This window comes from Paenibacillus sp. LK1 (genome assembly GCF_002750415.1).
Lineage (GTDB): Bacteria > Bacillota > Bacilli > Paenibacillales > Paenibacillaceae > Paenibacillus > Paenibacillus taichungensis.
The window spans coordinates 1-16055 of the sequence record NZ_PEII01000012.1 but is presented as its reverse complement, the minus strand read 5'-3'; the positions used below and the strand labels follow the sequence as shown (position 1 = coordinate 16055).

Below are 16055 nucleotides of genomic sequence, written 5' to 3'. Positions count from 1 at the left end.
ATTATTGCCCCATGGAGACGGGCACTCGAACCTGCTGAAGTACGGAAGTTAATACAGCCTCAGAGCTCATGCTGTCCAGTCTCGATTCGGGACGCAGCACAATCCGATGGGAGATGACGTAAGGTGCCATCGTTTTCACGTCATCCGGAAGCACGTAGTCACGTTCTTGCAAAAAGGCAAATGCCTTCACCGCCATCATAAATGAAATGGCCGCCCGCGGGCTTGCGCCCAGCAATACGGATGGGTGGGAGCGAGTTTTGCGAACGACATCAAGCAGATAATCCATGACCGGATCACCGATGAATACTTCCTTGATCTCCTGTTGAATGGCTGATATCTGATCCATATGGGTTACGGATTCAAGCCGATCAACAGGCTGACCCGACTGATGCTGCTTCAGCAGCGTTTTCTCGATATCCTTGTCGGGATAACCCAGACTTATTTTCAACATAAACCGGTCCAGCTGTGCTTCCGGCAATGTGTATGTTCCTTCGAAATCAATTGGATTCTGGGTTGCACAGAGCATAAATGGATGAGGCAAATCATACGTATCGCCATCTACCGTCACACTGCGCTCTTCCATGACTTCCAGCAATGCGGACTGCGTTTTCGTAGTTGCCCGGTTAATTTCGTCTGCCAGCAAAATATTGGTCATGACCGGACCCGGACGGAAGTAAAAACGCTCATCACGTGGATGGAAAACGGATACGCCCGTGATGTCACTTGGTAAAATATCAGGATTACATTGAATGCGGCGGTACTCTCCGCGCATGGATTTCGATAACGCTTTAACCAACTGCGTCTTGCCTGTTCCTGGTACGTCTTCAATCAGAACGTGTCCGCCTGCAAGCAAAGCTGTGAGCAAAAGTTGAATTTCAAAGGATTTCCCCATTATGCATGATTCCAGATTAGAACGAACTGCTGATATGATTTGGATCGACTCTTTGCGCACAGGCATGTGGTCTAACCTCCTAAAAAAGCATATAGATTTCCTTTTATTGTACATGATCCAAGGGCGCGCGTACACTCGAAGGAACTCATAATTTGTTTCCAGGCGTCAGATTCACCGCAGTTATCGCATGATTACGACAAAAAGAGGCTCGGATAGAAGTTATCCGAAGCCTCTGCTGATTCCATATATAATGGCTAGCTCTGCCATGCTCTATTACCCTTTGGGCCGAACCACCAATGCCGCGAGAAAAGAAAAGATTATCGCTGAGGAAATACCCGCCGCGGTCAAATCGAATATCCCCGTAATGACACCGATCCATCCCTCTTTCTCCAGTTCCGTCAATGCCCCGTGCACGAGGGAGTTACCAAAACTGGTAATGGGGATGGAAGCGCCTGCCCCTGCAAATTTGACGAGTGGATCATACAGCCCAAACGCATCCGCAACCGCACCAGCGACAACAAGTGTACTCATCGTATGTGCTGGAGTCAGTTTGACACCATCCATTAGAAGTTGTCCCACGACACATATCAATCCGCCAACAATAAATGCCCATAAAAACTGCATCCTTTATCCCTCCTTTTCTATGGCTACGGCATGCGCAATACAAGGAATGCTCTCGCCCTGCTGATATGAAAGTGGAGACAACAATGCACCGGTAGCGACCACCAATACCTTATTGAGTTCACCCTTTTGCATCCGGTTCAAAATATGACCGTAAGTTACGGTCGCTGAACATCCGCAGCCGCTTCCTCCAGCTACAACTTGAGGCTGCTTTTCCAGGTTATATATCATCAGGCCACAATCATTGAAGACCGTTTGTTCCATTGGAACACCTTCTTTATGCAGAAGCTCTTTAACGATGGGCAGTCCAACCGAAGCAAGATCACCCGTAACGATCAGATCATAATAACCCGGTTCCAGACCTGTATCCCGGAAATGCGAAACAATGGTATCTGCTGCCGCTGGAGCCATCGCAGCTCCCATGTTAAAGGGATCTTTGATGCCCATATCCATAATTCGGCCAATTGTCGCTTTGGTAACTACCGGGCCTTCACCAGTACGTGAGACTACACCACAGCCAGAACCCGTGACCGTATACTGCGCATATGGCGGCTTCTGTGAACCGTACTCTGTCGGATAGCGAAATTGCTTTTCCACCGTACAGTTGTGACTCACCGTACCTGCCAGTACATAATCACCTGCACCCGAATCCACAATGAGTGAGGCTAAAGCCAACGTTTCCATAGAAGTTGAACAAGCACCAAATACCCCCAGATAAGGTACACCCAGCTTACGGGCCGAAAAGGAACTACTGATAATCTGGTTCATCAGATCCCCGCCAACAAAGAACTGCAGTTCTTCCTTCGTGATATTCGCATTGATTAATGCCATTTGAGAAGCCTGTTCGAGAAGCTTGCGCTCTGCCTTTTCCCAAGTCTTCTCCCCAATCTCCAAATTGTCATATACATAATCGAAATCAGATACTAAAGGCCCTTGGCCTTCATCTGGCCCAACAACTGCCGATTTGCCAATAATCCGTGGACGGTTCTCAAATTGCCAGGTTTGTTGGCCCAAGCGTTTCATAAATGTCCACCTCCAAAACCGAGAATGGCGTATACGATTCCCACGATAAAGGCAGCAACAACACCAAACACAATGACCGAGCCTGCAAGTTTAAACATGTTGGCACCAACTCCAAGCACCAGTCCCTCGGCACGATGCTCCAGTGCTGCAGAGCACATCGAGTTGGCAAATCCCGTGACAGGTACAGCCGTCCCTGCACCCGCCCATTGCGCCATTTTATCGTAGACACCGAGACAGGTCAGGATAACTGAAATGAGGATCATGACCGCAACGGTTGGACTTGCAGCTTCCTTTGATGTCATGTCAAACCCCGCCATAAACGCTTCCTGGATAGCCTGTCCAATGACGCAAATCAATCCGCCAACGAGGAATGCCTTAATACAGTTCGCCCAGATTGGACGGGCAGGCTCATGTTTTTTGGCGACTTTTTTATATTCCTGTTCACTGATGGACAGGGATGATGATGATTTTTTACTACTACCCTTAGTTTGAGCTGGCAAGATACAGAACCTCCCTTGTAATGAAAATGAGTCAACAGATGTGACTGCATGTACTGTGTGTAATCCTGTATTCATTGTTTGTTAAGGTTGGGAAAGTTATGTATCCGGCGAAAGACAGCATTTGTTTCCAGCACGATGAAGCAGCTGAATCAGATGAGTCGCTCAGCACCGGATCAGAGGTCTGGAGAAATTTATAAATAAAGCAGAATGATTACGAGCAAAATAAAGAGGACGATACAAAGCATGGTTTCATTGCCTTCATCGGGTGGCTCCATCTATTGTCCCAGCTCCTTCCTGTTGTCAGGCAAGTGAAATTATTAGCATATTAAATACCCTCATGGAAAAAGGTTAAGCAAAATGGTTCCTCACTCTATGCTTATTCAATGTTGCTGCTTGTCGACTGTGTTTGGTGCGGATTTCATGACCCGATGAATCATCAAACGAGCAAGTATTTATGCCTGAGATACGTGACATAACCATGGACAATTACTTGCGCAAGGTTCATACTGTAGTGTGACCAGTGGTTAAATAAACGTTCTTCTCTTTTGAAGGACAACAGTCCGGCAGCCGTTCTGCTGAGACCTGATCTACATACAAGCAGAGGAGTTGTCGACACATGAATCAAAAAACGTTGGAAATGTTTCGGACATTAACGGAATTCCCTTCCGTTTCAGGATTTGAACGCGAGCTTCGCGGATGGATGAAAGAACAAATGTCTCCTTATACGGATGAATTTGTCCAGGATCGCCTGGGTAGCCTTTTTGGTGTATTGCGAGGAGAAGCGTCTGGACCCAAAGTCATGGTTGCAGGTCACTTCGACGAAGTTGGCTTCATGACCACAGGCATTACGGAAACAGGCATGATCAAATTCCGCCCCCTCGGTGGATGGTGGAGTCAGGCTGTATTGTCCCAACGTCTGGAACTCATCACTCCGGATCGCCGGATTACAGGGGTTGTCGGTTCGACACCTACTCATCTTCTCGATGAATCCCAGCGCAATAAACCGGTAGATCTTAACCATATGTACTTGGATATCGGTGCTGATAACCGTGCAGAAGCAGAGTCTTGGGGCATTCACCCAGGCATGCAGATTGTGCCGATCTGTGAGTTCACACCGATGGCTAATCCGAAGAAAATTATGGCAAAAGCATGGGATAACCGTTACGGTGTAGGCCTTGCACTTGAGCTGATTGAAGCATTGCATAAAGAAAAATTACCAAACACTCTCTATTGCGGTGCAACAGTCCAAGAAGAATTGGGGCTACGCGGTGCACGCACGGCTGCCAATCTGATTGAGCCGGATATTTTCTTCGCACTGGACTGCAGTGCCGCGAATGATATGACAGGAGACAAACAATCATTTGGACATATTGGACAAGGTGCTTTACTGCGTATCTTCGATCCAGGCATGTTCACCCATCGCGGTATTGTTGAATATGTTCAGGACACAGCATCATCCAATCAAATTAAAATGCAATATTTCATCTCTCCTGGCGGTACGGATGCCGGAGCGGTACATTTGAGCGGTATCGGTGTGCCTTCCACGGTAATTGGCATCTGCGCCCGCTACATTCATACTTCTTCTTCCATTATTCATACGGATGACTATGATGCAGCAAAAGAATTGCTCGTGAAACTGGTGAAGGGTCTGGATCAGACAACACTAAACACAATTATCGGAAACGCGTAAGGATCGATTCAGGGGAGGATCTTGAATTACATAAGCTTCATGGCTTCCCTCTTTTAGATTAAAACCTCAAGAGATGTTCTGCTTCAGCAGGACGTCTCTTTTTTTTGCTGCAACTAGTTTAATAGCTAGAACATATATAGAAAAGATTCATACGATATAACAACGGTAGAAGAACTAAACATCAAGTAGCGGGGGACCTATTATGGCAATGAGAAGGAATGGAAAATCAAATAAAGGTTCCACCAAAACAAATGCTGCCAACACCCTTCTCAATGGCAACCTTAAAGGAAAGAACCTGGAAATTATCGTCGCAGCCTTGCTGGTGAGCGGGAAATTAAGAGTGGATGCTGTTACGTTGTTTCGAGAGGCCACATTGGTTGTTGAATTGGTTGGACAGTATAAAACACTAAAAAGTATTACACCATCGAACACCGACAAACTCGTCCAATTTCTTGACGAAATGGGTGATGTGACTCTGGATGATGTCGTTCGGGCTTTTCAGAAAAGGATAAATTCCTAAGAGGAATGAGGTTGATATGATGTCTGACTTTGACGGAATTGGCTTCGCCGAACTGATAATTGTAGTTATCCTTGTAATGTTGTTTGTATTTGGTTCAACAGATATTGAAGGTTTGTCGAGTACACCCACAACCACATGATCTGACCATCTCCAAATTGAATACAGCCATGGATATGAACCAAAGAAATACCAGTCCTATTGCAGGACTGGTATTTTTGAGATATCACAGAAATAAAGGAGAGAATGCAATCCAGGCCACAATAAGAGCCAGCACAATGCACACATTTTCCACAACGGCCCCTTGCTTCGTGCCCGTACTCATGAGATTAATCCTTATACGCCACTTGAGTGGTGGCAATGGACGAATGCCGCGATTCGTCAACGAATCTGCCAATAGATGCATGACATAGGCTGTACCTCCGGCTACCCAGATCTCTGGCCCCTGCAAATGAGTTGTACTGTAGAGCAACCCAGTCCATACGGCGGTTCCATATAATGTGTGTGTCAATCCCCTGTGGGTTAAAGTGGTACAGAGCATTAACAGACTGCCAGCAATTAGATTCCATGGTGCGAATGCATGCCCATAAAATACAAGTCCCAATCCGATTGCAAACATCAACACTTTGCGCAGGGAACGCGACGGCAGGAATGATACCATCGCAATCAAAATGGCGAGCAGCAGATTCCATGGTTTCGCCTGAACATAGAAGTACACAAATACAGCGACAGGCAGCAGGATTGTCTGTAATAGCCTAATGAGGCTGTTCGGCAATGCTTTGGATACCAATAGCGAATTCGGCTCATCAATGTCTGGCAGCAGCGAACCGATCAGAGCCACGGTAACCGCCGGTGCAGTCAAAGGCATACCGGCCAACTGCAGAACAGAGAGGGATACAGTGGTCCCGATAATCAGGTGGGATCTTCCCATCATGGTGCAAAAACTTCCTTTCGAAGAAATAGGGAACATAAACCGTCCACTCCAGATTTTACAACGAAAACTATATAAGAACAATAGTTCGCATTTCTCATTTCAATTATAATCTTTCTCCATCGAATACTCCTGCGCACCTTTACTGTAGATATTCTGAATAAGCCTGTTTCATTATGAAGCTTCTATCATTATTAGTGAAATTAATCACATATAATGTCAACATTGAACGGTATGATTTAAATATAATCCACTAAAAATGCTGGTAACGTAAAGTATCCACTAAAGGAGGCATACAACCATGAACGGAAATAAAGAAAAACTGGTTATCATCGGTAATGGTATGGCAGGCATAAGTACAGTTGAACAAATTTTGAAATTGAGTTCCCGGTTCGACATTACCGTCTTTGGCACAGAGCCCTATCCCAATTACAATCGGATAATGCTGTCCTATGTGCTGGAAGGCAGCAAAACAATTGATGATATTGTGCTTAATGATCTGCATTGGTATGAAGATTACGGTATCACCCTCCATACGGGTACAACCATAACACGCATTGAGTCAGAAACACGTGAAGTCGTAACTGCGGAAGGCTTACGTTTCCCTTACGATAAAGTCATCATCGCAACCGGCTCCAGCTCTTTCATTCTTCCTGTACCGGGTCATGACAAACAAGGGGTCGTTGGGTTCAGGGATATAGCGGATTGTAACGTCATGCTGGAAGCAGCGAAACAATATAAAAAAGCGGCTGTCATTGGAGGAGGTCTTCTCGGCCTCGAAGCTGCCAAAGGCTTGGTCCAGCTCGGCATGGAAGTTACAGTCGTGCATCTGATGGAGGATCTGATGGAACGCCAGCTTGACCCTCAGGCATCTGCGATGTTAAAAACCGAACTTGAGCGACAGGGCATCCGGTTCAAGATGGGCGCACAAACCGCAGAGCTTCTCGGTGGAGAACGGGTAGAAGGTATTCGTTTTGCAGACGATTCCGTGCTGAACACTGATTTTGTTGTCATGGCAGTAGGCATCAAACCCAATACGGGTGTAGCCCGAGAAAGTGGCCTGGAAGTTAACCGAGGCATTGTAGTGGATGACTATATGCAGACGTCACTAAATAACGTGTATTCTGTCGGAGAATGCACCGAACATCGCGGTGTATGCTACGGCCTCGTTGCCCCACTGTTTGAACAGGGCATGATTCTGGCCAAACATATATGCGGTGTTGATACAGCTCCCTATGAAGGTTCTGTGGTATCCACGAAATTGAAAATTTCGGGCGTAGACGTCTTTTCGACCGGTGAATTTATCGACAGTCCCGAACATACGATCATTTCACATAAAGACGACTGGAAACGCACCTACAAAAAAATTCTGCTTCGGGATAATATCATGGTTGGCGCTGTACTCTTTGGTGATATTACGGATTCTGCCGAATTACAGAAATTGATTAAACAACAGGCTGAGATGACAGATGAACTGTATGCTTCACTGATGGGTACAGGCTGCGGTGGGCACAAAAAAGCCACATCCGTGGAAACCATGGCAGAAGACGAAATTGTCTGTGGATGTAACGGAGTAACCAAAGGAACCATTGTCGATGCCATTACGAATGAGGGATTGACCAGCGTAGACGAAATCAAAGCCTGTACGGGTGCAACCCGCTCTTGTGGCGGCTGTAAACCGGTTGTTGAACAGATTTTGCAATATGTGCTTGGAGACAACTTTACAGCGGGTGCCAAACAGGGAATCTGCGCTTGCACCTCCCTCAGCCGGGATGAGATCGTAGCGGAGATTAGACAAAAAGGATTGCAAACGACCAAAGAGGTCATGCATGTTCTGGGTTGGAATCAACCCGAAGGGTGTTCCAAATGCCGCCCGGCCATTAACTATTACCTTGGCATGATTGCACCAGATACCCATGTGGATGAAAAGGAATCCCGTTTTGTCAACGAACGTATGAACGCCAATATTCAAAAAGATGGCACGTATACGGTGGTACCGCGCATGTATGGCGGCGTCACAACGCCGGAAGACTTGAAACGCATTGCCGACATTTCGGTCAAATACGATGTAAAAGCCGTCAAAGTGACTGGAGGTCAGCGGCTGGACCTGATTGGAGTCAAAAAAGAAGATCTGCCCAAAGTCTGGGCTGAATTGGATATGCCTTCAGGCTACGCATACGCCAAATCGCTGCGTACAGTCAAAACATGTGTCGGCTCACAATTTTGCCGCTTCGGCACGCAGGATTCCATGGCGATGGGTGCTCTGCTAGAACGCAAGTTCGAACGTCTCGATCTACCTGCCAAGTTCAAATATGCCGTAAACGGTTGCCCTCGTAACTGTGCAGAGTCGTGTACAAAAGATATCGGAATCGTGGGCAATGACGGCGGCTGGGAAATATTTATTGGAGGCAATGGCGGCATCAAGGCGAGACTGGCTGACTCCCTGTGCAAGGTGAAGACCGATCAAGAACTAGTTGAGCTTTGCGGAGCAATCATGCAGCATTATCGGGAGACAGCCAACTACCTGGAGCGAACATCCGAATGGGTGGAACGTATGGGTCTGGAGCAGATTCGAGCCGTTGTTGTCGATGACGTGAAAGAGCGTAAGGCGCTTATGGAACGAATTGAATTCGCTCTTGAGCAAGTGGAAGATCCTTGGAAAAAAGCACTGCGTAACGAGGAAGGCCAGAACAAACTTTTCCATGGCATAGAAGTTTCTGCTCGACCGTAGTCCTCTGTCTCTGCCATTATGATATATATTGACCCTGTAACGTGAAACTGATAATGAAGGAGATGTTCATATGACAACACAGCAATCTGCCATCTATTATCCTGCCGGAGAGATCGAAGAATTTCTGCTGCAGATAGGTAGAGTGGTTGAGATCAAAGACCATGAACTAGCTGTATTTCGCACCTCAGATGGCACCATCTTTGCTGCAGAAAATAGAAATCCTCATCCCAAGGGTGGACCGCTGGCGGAAGGGATTGTCTCCGGGTATTATCTGTACGATCCACTGTATGATTGGAAAATTGATCTAAACACAGGTCTTGTGCAGGCCCCCGATCAGGGACAAGTGCAGATGTATCCCGTGAAGGTCGAGAACGGGCAGGTCTGGGTCGCTTTATAGCAATATAAGATTTTCACTGTCAACGACAGATGCACCATAATGGGGGAAATCGTCATGTATACATCAAATGTTGAAGGAATTATTGAAGCAGCGGTTAAAAAACGAGATCAAATGAACAAAAGCCTGCCACGTTACATGGTTGCCGCTTTGATGGCTGGCGCATATGTAGGCCTTGGCATCATTCTGATATTCAGTATCGGTGCCCCACTGCTTGCTGCCCAGTCCCCACTGCAGATGATGCTGATGGGCATGTCTTTTGGACTTGCCCTCACACTCGTCATCTTTGCTGGATCGGAGCTGTTTACTGGTAACAATATGTTCTTTACAATGAGCACACTAGCTGGTCGGACTACTATTCGGGATACTCTCAAAAACTGGGGACTCGTCTTCCTTGGCAATCTGATCGGTGCCGTTCTGCTCAGTCTGCTTATTGTGGGCAGCGGTCTCTTCAAGACGGCGACACCGGAACATCTGCTTTTTGTCGTTTCTGCCAAAAAGATGGCTGCTCCCGTTAGTGAACTTTTCTTCCGTGGCATTCTCTGTAACTGGCTGGTCTGTCTGGCGATCTGGATGGCGGCCCGTTCAAAAGAAGATATTGCCAAACTCGTCCTCATCTGGTGGTGTCTGTACGCCTTTATTGCGAGTGGATATGAACACAGCGTCGCCAATATGACTTTGCTCTCCTTGTCCTGGTTGTTGCCAAACCACCCGGAGACAATTACTCTGGCAGGCTGGATGCATAACATGATTCCGGTCACGCTCGGTAATATTATCGGCGGTGCGCTGTTTGTAGGTATGGCGTACTGGTTTGTTTCGCCCGTGAGGAAGAAAGGCTAGCCCAATTCCCATCTTCTCAACAAAAGCCATCACGTTCTCTCATTCTACAATCGGGAGGACATGATGGTTTTTTGCTATTTAGCGATTCGACTTCTACTTTACCTTCGACTGTATCAGGGTTAATCTGTAGTTGACATAATCAAGTTATAATTAGTGCATACTTATAACTAAAAAGGATGATTGCACACATGGGAATTCATACGTACTTTAGATCACTCAACGATCTCGAACGCATTATTCGTACCCCGGGAAAATTCAAGTTCGAGGAACACAGCGTATCCGCCCACTCCTGGAAAGTCGTGCAGTATGCCAAAACACTCGCCGATATTGAGGAACAGCATGGGGTAGCCATCGATTGGAAGAAGCTTTATGAGATCACCAGCAGTCATGATTATGGCGAAATTTTCATCGGTGATATCAAAACGCCGGTTAAACATTATTCACTGGAGCTTCGTTCGATGCTACAGCAGGTAGAAGAAGGCATGGTTGAGCATTTTATTAACGAAAATATTCCTGAAGAGTTCCAGCCGATTTTCCGTAGACAGCTGCGTGAAGGCAAAGACAATTCTGTCGAAGGACTTATTCTGGAAGTGGCCGACAAAATGGATCAGGTGTACGAAGCGTTTGCTGAACTGCAGCGTGGCAATACAGAAAAGGAATTTATCGTGATGTACCGATATGCCCTAATCAAAATCAAAAATATTGATCTCCACTGTGTACAATATTTCCTCGAACATATTCTCCCTGACATCATTGAGGAAGGTAACCGCTCCCCATTTGATATCCGCCAAATCACGGAAGATGCTTTGTCACAATAACCAGCTCCAGTCATCGTGGTTCTTCAAGAGCCATGGACAGGGCTTTTTTTCGTTATTGTAACCTTTGGCGATACTCGCTGGGATACAGTCCCGTCTTGTTTTTGAAAATACGGCTAAAATAATGGGAATCACTATATCCCACCGCTTTACCTACTGTCTTGATATCCATATCTTCAAAGGCCGCGAGCATGCGCTTTGCTTCGTTGATTCGAAGCCCAGTCATGTATTTGAGCGGGGTTTCACCCGTCACCTTTTTGAAACACTTCCCCAGGTAATCCACACTTAGCTACTTCAAAATCTCTCATTGACATCACGTTTATTTGTAACTATTATAGTTACAACGGTAGTGATCATGCATGAAACAAATCAGCAGTCGCTTTTCCATTGCGGTTCATACGCTGTCCCTGGTCGCTGTTGTGCCCAATGAGTGCACGGGAGATTTTATCGCCAAAAGTGTGAATACCAATCCCGTCATTATTCGGCGCATTATGTCCAAGCTGAAACAGGCCGGCCTGATTGAGGTCAGACCCGGTGTTGGCGGTGCTTCTTTGTTAAAGGACCCCGCGGACATTACCCTTTTGGATATATATCGTGCACTTGAGGTTGTGGAGGATGGCGAGTTGTTTAACTTCCACAAGCATCCGAACCCAAATTGTCCGGTTGGCAGCATGATCGAACAAACCTTGCGTGCCGAACTTATTGAGGCTCAGCTAGCTATGGAGCAGCGTTTGAAACGTGTAACGATACAACAGATGATGGATCAGGTTCACGTCTCTGAATAAAAAAAGCTCATTACGAGCTTTTTTTAAACCTTTTGTTGTAATCACACCTGTTATAACACATACGATTACATCCATTCATGTAGATTGACATTTCACATTAGTGTCGACACAAAACATACTTTATAGGAGGAAAATACAATGAAATTTTTAGTTACTGGAGCAACAGGTCACTTGGGTTCACTGGTCGTAGAAGCACTGTTACAAACGGTATCTGCTTGGGATTTGGCTGTAAGTGTACGCAACCCGGAGAAAGCGGAAGCATTGCGCGCTCAAGGTGTTGACGTTCGTCACGGTGATTTCGATCAACCGGAAACGCTGGAAAAAGCATTTGCAGGCGTGGATCGGCTGCTGCTGATCTCCACAGACGGTGACAATGAAACCCGTATTCGCCAACATCAAGCTGCCGTGCACGCTGCCAAGAAAGCAGGCGTTGGATTCATCGCTTATACCAGCGTTGTGAATGCGGAGAAAAACACCCTTTCACTGGCTGAAGTACATCGTGCCACAGAACAGGCTATCCGCGAATCCGGCATTGCTTATTCCTTCCTGCGCAACAACTGGTACCTGGAAAATGAAGCAGGCAGCGTTCAAGCAGCTACCCAGGGCGCACCTTGGGTGCATGCAACTAACGCCAGCCAAGTCGGCTGGGCTACTCGCAGTGACTATGCGCATGCTGCCGCTGCAGTACTGACAGGTGAGGGACATGAGAATTCAGTATATGAGTTGTCTGGTAAACTTCGTACTCAAGCTGAGTTAGCAGCCATCGTTGGGGAAGTACTTGGACAGGACATCAACGTGCAAAACGTAGATGATGCTGCGTATGCGGACATCATGAAGGGTGCAGGTCTACCTGACTTTGTAGTCTCTATGCTCGTTGATATGCAAAGTGCCATCCGTGAAGGCGCGCTGGCTGTAGAGAGTGATACACTGGAGACATTACTTGGCCGTCCGGCTCAACCATTGAGTGAGGGTGTTAAAGCGATTTTGGGCAAGTAAGTTTAAGCAGAAGATAATAGAGTTCGAATCATAAAGGGACACACCAGCGAATGTTGGATGTGTCCCTTTTGGTGTAACAGCGATCTATAAAAAGATATAGCAGTTGAACGTACTCTTTATACTAAACTAGTTTAATTGTGACTTGAATTCGATTTAGATATCGGTAATCTCCATCAACGTTACATCGATCATTGCTCGATATATCGTACCGGAATGTGATCGGCCAGCCAAATATTTTCGTTGCCATGATAGAAAAGAATTCCGTCCTTGGCCGCTTGAGCGGCATTAATTTTCAATATTACCGGCTCGTCATCACGTCTTCGTCCCACCTGATTGGCGGTATCCATATCTGCAGATAGATGAACATACTGCCTCTGACGAGGCTGCAAACCTTGCTCCACAATGGAAGCAACCGACCGCAGTGGGGTGCCATGATAGAGTATCTCCGGTGGATCGGCAGGTGTTTTGGATATCTTTTGCGGAGTCGAATGACCATATAATGCCCGGATGCGGCCAGAACAGATTTCATGTCTCTTTTTCTCAGAAGCTTGAATCATCTGCTCCAGATCCGCTTCCGTGACGTCTTTCCACTGTGGACTTTCATGTAAAGCCACCAGCAATTGCGGAATCTCCACCCAGCCCTCTTCGTCCAGCTCCAGCTCATACTCCCAAGGGGCGTGACGCAAGGCGTACGAGAGCTCTTTACTTAACTTCATCAGATCCATTGCGATCATCTCCCAATTAAGTTAACAATTCAATAGACATATATTGTCTGTACCACTACATGAAAGGGTGATCGCTCTGCTTCTTCAGGTTCTCTCCGGTTTTACCGCCGCTAAAATCTCCTGAATGTTGCGGGCGAGTCCCTCATCATCTTCCTGATTAAACTGGCGGTGTCCATCGATGCCACGATGAATAATCGTGTTCATCACCGGATGAACTTCCCGATCGGAAGCCACCCGGATCAGATCATCGGCAAAATCTACAGCCTGCTGCTCACTATAGTTAAAAGGTTTAATCAGCATACGGATGCTCAGTGCATGAGCCTGTGGCTCCGCCAGCTGATCCCGATGAGTGATGCCATATACCGCGCCAAATCCAAAAGCAGCTATCACCTGACGCTCCAGTTCCGTTGTCTGTTCCAAAGGCGTACCGATCAGTTCACATATTTTGCCCACCATCTGCTCCAACTCTGAAGCCGCCGCAGCCAAAATCACGTCGTTAATATCGTCAGCGTTGATAAAATCAGTCATATTGTAATTCTCCATTTCTGAGCCATATTGGATCCATTCTCTCAGACTCTATGAGAACATTGTATCGGAGATAGGGTGTTCCTTTCAAATTCATCTACGGTTAGACAAACAATGATTCAACTTACTTGTATATGAGAAGCTCTATTTGTGCGTAGTACAACTTGGTAAATGATCATAAGCGTAACTATTAATCCCGGCGTGATTCATCGTTTTGCGGAGCTCCGAAACAAACTCCATAAAGTAAACTTCAGGACTGCGACTTCCTGCATAATATTGCAGGTCGTAATCCTAGTTTAACCTCGAATACACATCATGCAGTTCGTTAACCAGTACCTTTTTCATATCCTCTCTTGTAATTGCTGGGTCTATATTGCACTCGTTGACCAGGGTCTGTAGTGTCTCCTGCAGAGCCTGTTGATCGTATGACGGGTTAGACAACAGATGCTGCAAATCATACAAGTCTTTGAATCGGGGCCTCACTATCGTTTGATGCAGCTTCCAAGCGATTTGAATGGAGAGTGGCACGGTGTGAGGAACGACAAAAGCTTCTCCAACCATAGGTTGGTACGATAGAGCGATAGACTTCTCATTCAATTCGAGGTTAAAGGATATATCAAGATGCAGCTCATCCTCATCTTCATACTCATTTTCGCTCCTTGGTTCACTATCAATATAAAAGGCAAGCTCCGTGTTCACCGTTGGGAAATCATCCGCCATCGCGTAGTCTATTCTGCGCCAGAAGGCATTCTCACTAAAGCTTCGAAATACGATACCGTCATTCAGGTCCATCTCCGTCACCCGGATCATCCAGTCTGTAAATATTTCATTGGCTTGGTCCTCAGTCTCAATTCGACCTACATACAAAAAGTCGATGTCGTCTACGTAACGAATATTGGGATTCTCCAAATACTGTCTTGTTAGCAAACTTCCTTTTAATACAAATGGACTATTCACCAGAGAAGCGCGCTTCAATAGAGCTTCTAATACAACAATGAATCTCTCATCCTCATTCAAACTATGTAATTGTACATTTTTTCCAGACACCTGTTCTCCTCCTCTATTCATCTCATCGTACTCAACATTCGGTTAGATCCATCCACGATCCAGTTCTTCCCGGCTGTCGTAGATGCAGAGTTCATATTGCTGTTTTAACAGTTCGATCTTGTTCTGCTGTAAGATATTATGTATCTTCTCTACTCTTCTGTAGAATTTTTCAGAACTATTATATTCTCTGACCGTAACAAATCTAATTTTCCCATTCGCATTCAGCGAGTTCCTTGAAATATGCCCACCATCGCCTTCACATAGCTCCTTTAATCTTTCTACATCATCCACTTGTACTTTGCCATGCCATTCAAAATACGGGATGGAATGCGCAACCATTCGTTGATGAAAATACTTCTCTTCCTTCGCTGGAACCTCTACCTTTGTTCGTACAACTGTAAAGTCGTTATCTTGGAACCTTATGACCATCTGTTTAATGATGCTGTTCACTTCATCAAAATCAGTACTATGTATTAAGCCTGTAATCATCGGCTGATGGATGTATTCCCCCTGATCCAGCACGATCATAACCGGTTTAACTTGCTCCACCTGACACAGTTCAATAAAGCTTTCCTTCTCTTCAAACGTTAAATCATTCACTGTAATATGAAACTCAAATTCCATTCGCTCACTCCCTGTCATTTCTCTATGATGCTATATGTAATCGTTATTTGTCATCGAAGTTTCTGAATAACCTTCTAAATTATTCATCGGTTTCCTGTTTTATATTGTTCAGCTATTTTCATAATCTTAATTATATTAAGTCATCACAACATAGAACTTCGTGTATTCTTTATTAAAATGTTGGCACTCCGTAATATAGAATTTTTGGAGACAAAAACTAACTTGCCTTCTTGCATTTCTCCCGTATATTAGAAACGGCTTGCTTCGTTCCTCTCTTGTAGACTGCATGTTGCCGAAGGCATCATACGTATGCGCGTTTAGAATCTGGCCCTGTTGGCCCGTCAGGTGGGTCACATCACTGTGGATATTAGCCCCATCGCCCTGATCGTCCAGTTGTGT

Annotated in this window: 19 protein-coding genes; 8 read left to right on the top strand and 11 right to left on the bottom strand. The window is 45.9% G+C overall.

Annotation, left to right across the window (positions count from 1 at the left end; all coding sequences use genetic code 11):
* Nucleotide 1: 1 nt before the first annotated feature.
* The 4 genes from CS562_RS23955 to spoVAC form a co-directional block, all read right to left on the bottom strand.
* A complete protein-coding gene (locus tag CS562_RS23955; RefSeq protein WP_076288050.1) occupies nucleotides 2–958 on the bottom strand; it encodes an AAA family ATPase in 957 nt (318 codons plus the stop codon).
* A gap of 207 nt (nucleotides 959–1165) precedes the next feature.
* Nucleotides 1166–1516 carry a stage V sporulation protein AE gene (gene spoVAE, locus CS562_RS23950; RefSeq protein WP_053781314.1) on the bottom strand — a complete coding sequence of 117 codons (351 nt, stop codon included), beginning with the start codon at nucleotides 1514–1516 and terminating at the stop codon, nucleotides 1166–1168.
* A 3-nt stretch (nucleotides 1517–1519) separates the two neighbouring features.
* Nucleotides 1520–2536, bottom strand: coding sequence for a stage V sporulation protein AD (gene spoVAD / locus CS562_RS23945; protein ID WP_076288049.1), 1017 nt, complete (start codon nucleotides 2534–2536; stop codon nucleotides 1520–1522).
* A complete protein-coding gene (gene spoVAC / locus CS562_RS23940) occupies nucleotides 2533–3036 on the bottom strand; it encodes a stage V sporulation protein AC (protein ID WP_076288048.1) in 504 nt (167 codons plus the stop codon). Before spoVAC ends, spoVAD begins: the two co-directional genes overlap by 4 nt.
* A 616-nt stretch (nucleotides 3037–3652) precedes the next feature.
* On the opposite strand from spoVAC, the gene CS562_RS23935 reads away from it, so the two are divergent.
* Both CS562_RS23935 and CS562_RS23930 read left to right on the top strand, forming a co-directional pair.
* A complete protein-coding gene (locus tag CS562_RS23935; RefSeq protein ID WP_099858432.1) occupies nucleotides 3653–4726 on the top strand; it encodes a M42 family metallopeptidase in 1074 nt (357 codons plus the stop codon).
* 202 nt (nucleotides 4727–4928) lie between these two features.
* Complete coding sequence (locus tag CS562_RS23930; protein ID WP_099858431.1) at nucleotides 4929–5246, top strand: hypothetical protein; 318 nt, start codon at nucleotides 4929–4931, stop codon at nucleotides 5244–5246.
* A 223-nt stretch (nucleotides 5247–5469) separates the two neighbouring features.
* Here the strand turns inward: CS562_RS23930 and CS562_RS23925 are convergent, their stop codons facing one another.
* Nucleotides 5470–6177 (bottom strand): metal-dependent hydrolase, encoded by a 708-nt coding sequence (locus CS562_RS23925; RefSeq protein WP_099858430.1) that lies wholly within the window; start codon nucleotides 6175–6177, stop codon nucleotides 5470–5472.
* Nucleotides 6178–6475: 298 nt separating this feature from the next.
* Here CS562_RS23925 and nirB point away from each other — a divergent pair, with 298 nt between their 5' ends.
* The 4 genes from nirB (at nucleotide 6476) to CS562_RS23905 (ending at nucleotide 10957) form a co-directional block, all read left to right on the top strand.
* Nucleotides 6476–8905, top strand: a complete 2430-nt coding sequence (gene nirB / locus CS562_RS23920) for a nitrite reductase large subunit NirB (protein WP_099858429.1) — start codon at nucleotides 6476–6478, stop codon at nucleotides 8903–8905.
* A gap of 70 nt (nucleotides 8906–8975) precedes the next feature.
* The gene (nirD, locus tag CS562_RS23915; RefSeq protein WP_099858428.1) at nucleotides 8976–9302 is read left to right on the top strand and encodes a nitrite reductase small subunit NirD; all 327 of its coding nucleotides are present in this window, start codon (nucleotides 8976–8978) and stop codon (nucleotides 9300–9302) included.
* Nucleotides 9303–9356: 54 nt separating this feature from the next.
* The gene (locus CS562_RS23910; protein WP_099858427.1) at nucleotides 9357–10139 is read left to right on the top strand and encodes a formate/nitrite transporter family protein; all 783 of its coding nucleotides are present in this window, start codon (nucleotides 9357–9359) and stop codon (nucleotides 10137–10139) included.
* A 188-nt stretch (nucleotides 10140–10327) separates the two neighbouring features.
* Entirely contained in the window at nucleotides 10328–10957 is a 630-nt protein-coding gene (locus CS562_RS23905) for a YfbR-like 5'-deoxynucleotidase (protein WP_076288042.1), read from the top strand.
* Between the two features lie 52 nt (nucleotides 10958–11009).
* On the opposite strand, the gene CS562_RS23900 is transcribed toward CS562_RS23905, so the two are convergent.
* A complete protein-coding gene (locus tag CS562_RS23900) occupies nucleotides 11010–11237 on the bottom strand; it encodes a helix-turn-helix domain-containing protein (RefSeq protein ID WP_256716752.1) in 228 nt (75 codons plus the stop codon).
* A gap of 76 nt (nucleotides 11238–11313) precedes the next feature.
* On the opposite strand from CS562_RS23900, the gene CS562_RS23895 reads away from it, so the two are divergent.
* Both CS562_RS23895 and CS562_RS23890 read left to right on the top strand, forming a co-directional pair.
* Nucleotides 11314–11739 carry an Rrf2 family transcriptional regulator gene (locus tag CS562_RS23895; RefSeq protein ID WP_063567255.1) on the top strand — a complete coding sequence of 142 codons (426 nt, stop codon included), beginning with the start codon at nucleotides 11314–11316 and terminating at the stop codon, nucleotides 11737–11739.
* A 138-nt stretch (nucleotides 11740–11877) separates the two neighbouring features.
* Nucleotides 11878–12735: an SDR family oxidoreductase gene (locus CS562_RS23890; RefSeq protein ID WP_099858426.1), complete on the top strand. Its 858-nt coding sequence runs from the start codon at nucleotides 11878–11880 to the stop codon at nucleotides 12733–12735.
* A gap of 188 nt (nucleotides 12736–12923) precedes the next feature.
* Here the strand turns inward: CS562_RS23890 and CS562_RS23885 are convergent, their stop codons facing one another.
* From CS562_RS23885 to CS562_RS33205, 5 genes are all read right to left on the bottom strand, one after another.
* Nucleotides 12924–13460 (bottom strand): RNA 2'-phosphotransferase, encoded by a 537-nt coding sequence (locus tag CS562_RS23885; protein WP_099858425.1) that lies wholly within the window; start codon nucleotides 13458–13460, stop codon nucleotides 12924–12926.
* Between the two features lie 84 nt (nucleotides 13461–13544).
* Nucleotides 13545–13988 (bottom strand): Imm48 family immunity protein, encoded by a 444-nt coding sequence (gene imm48, locus CS562_RS23880; protein ID WP_099858424.1) that lies wholly within the window; start codon nucleotides 13986–13988, stop codon nucleotides 13545–13547.
* Between the two features lie 288 nt (nucleotides 13989–14276).
* On the bottom strand, nucleotides 14277–15032 hold the full coding sequence (locus CS562_RS23875) for a nucleotidyl transferase AbiEii/AbiGii toxin family protein (protein ID WP_257219593.1): 756 nt from the start codon (nucleotides 15030–15032) through the stop codon (nucleotides 14277–14279).
* A 42-nt stretch (nucleotides 15033–15074) separates the two neighbouring features.
* The gene (locus CS562_RS23870) at nucleotides 15075–15656 is read right to left on the bottom strand and encodes a hypothetical protein (RefSeq protein WP_099858423.1); all 582 of its coding nucleotides are present in this window, start codon (nucleotides 15654–15656) and stop codon (nucleotides 15075–15077) included.
* Nucleotides 15657–15791: 135 nt separating this feature from the next.
* The coding region (locus CS562_RS33205; RefSeq protein ID WP_218966748.1) for a hypothetical protein at nucleotides 15792–16055 on the bottom strand (264 nt) is incomplete at its 5' end.

What these genes read in the sequence shown, in the direction of transcription:
- CS562_RS23885 (WP_099858425.1), bottom strand. Translation starts at nt 13,460, where the DNA reads ATGGATCTGATGAAGTTAAGTAAAGAGCTCTCGTACGCCTTGCGTCAC.
- CS562_RS23870 (WP_099858423.1), bottom strand. Translation starts at nt 15,656, where the DNA reads ATGGAATTTGAGTTTCATATTACAGTGAATGATTTAACGTTTGAAGAG.
- CS562_RS23890 (WP_099858426.1), top strand. Translation starts at nt 11,878, where the DNA reads ATGAAATTTTTAGTTACTGGAGCAACAGGTCACTTGGGTTCACTGGTC.
- CS562_RS23895 (WP_063567255.1), top strand. Translation starts at nt 11,314, where the DNA reads ATGAAACAAATCAGCAGTCGCTTTTCCATTGCGGTTCATACGCTGTCC.
- CS562_RS23905 (WP_076288042.1), top strand. Translation starts at nt 10,328, where the DNA reads ATGGGAATTCATACGTACTTTAGATCACTCAACGATCTCGAACGCATT.
- nirB (WP_099858429.1), top strand. Translation starts at nt 6,476, where the DNA reads ATGAACGGAAATAAAGAAAAACTGGTTATCATCGGTAATGGTATGGCA.
- CS562_RS23955 (WP_076288050.1), bottom strand. Translation starts at nt 958, where the DNA reads ATGCCTGTGCGCAAAGAGTCGATCCAAATCATATCAGCAGTTCGTTCT.
- nirD (WP_099858428.1), top strand. Translation starts at nt 8,976, where the DNA reads ATGACAACACAGCAATCTGCCATCTATTATCCTGCCGGAGAGATCGAA.
- spoVAE (WP_053781314.1), bottom strand. Translation starts at nt 1,516, where the DNA reads ATGCAGTTTTTATGGGCATTTATTGTTGGCGGATTGATATGTGTCGTG.
- CS562_RS23930 (WP_099858431.1), top strand. Translation starts at nt 4,929, where the DNA reads ATGGCAATGAGAAGGAATGGAAAATCAAATAAAGGTTCCACCAAAACA.
- CS562_RS23910 (WP_099858427.1), top strand. Translation starts at nt 9,357, where the DNA reads ATGTATACATCAAATGTTGAAGGAATTATTGAAGCAGCGGTTAAAAAA.
- CS562_RS23935 (WP_099858432.1), top strand. Translation starts at nt 3,653, where the DNA reads ATGAATCAAAAAACGTTGGAAATGTTTCGGACATTAACGGAATTCCCT.
- spoVAD (WP_076288049.1), bottom strand. Translation starts at nt 2,536, where the DNA reads ATGAAACGCTTGGGCCAACAAACCTGGCAATTTGAGAACCGTCCACGG.
- CS562_RS23925 (WP_099858430.1), bottom strand. Translation starts at nt 6,177, where the DNA reads ATGATGGGAAGATCCCACCTGATTATCGGGACCACTGTATCCCTCTCT.
- imm48 (WP_099858424.1), bottom strand. Translation starts at nt 13,988, where the DNA reads ATGACTGATTTTATCAACGCTGACGATATTAACGACGTGATTTTGGCT.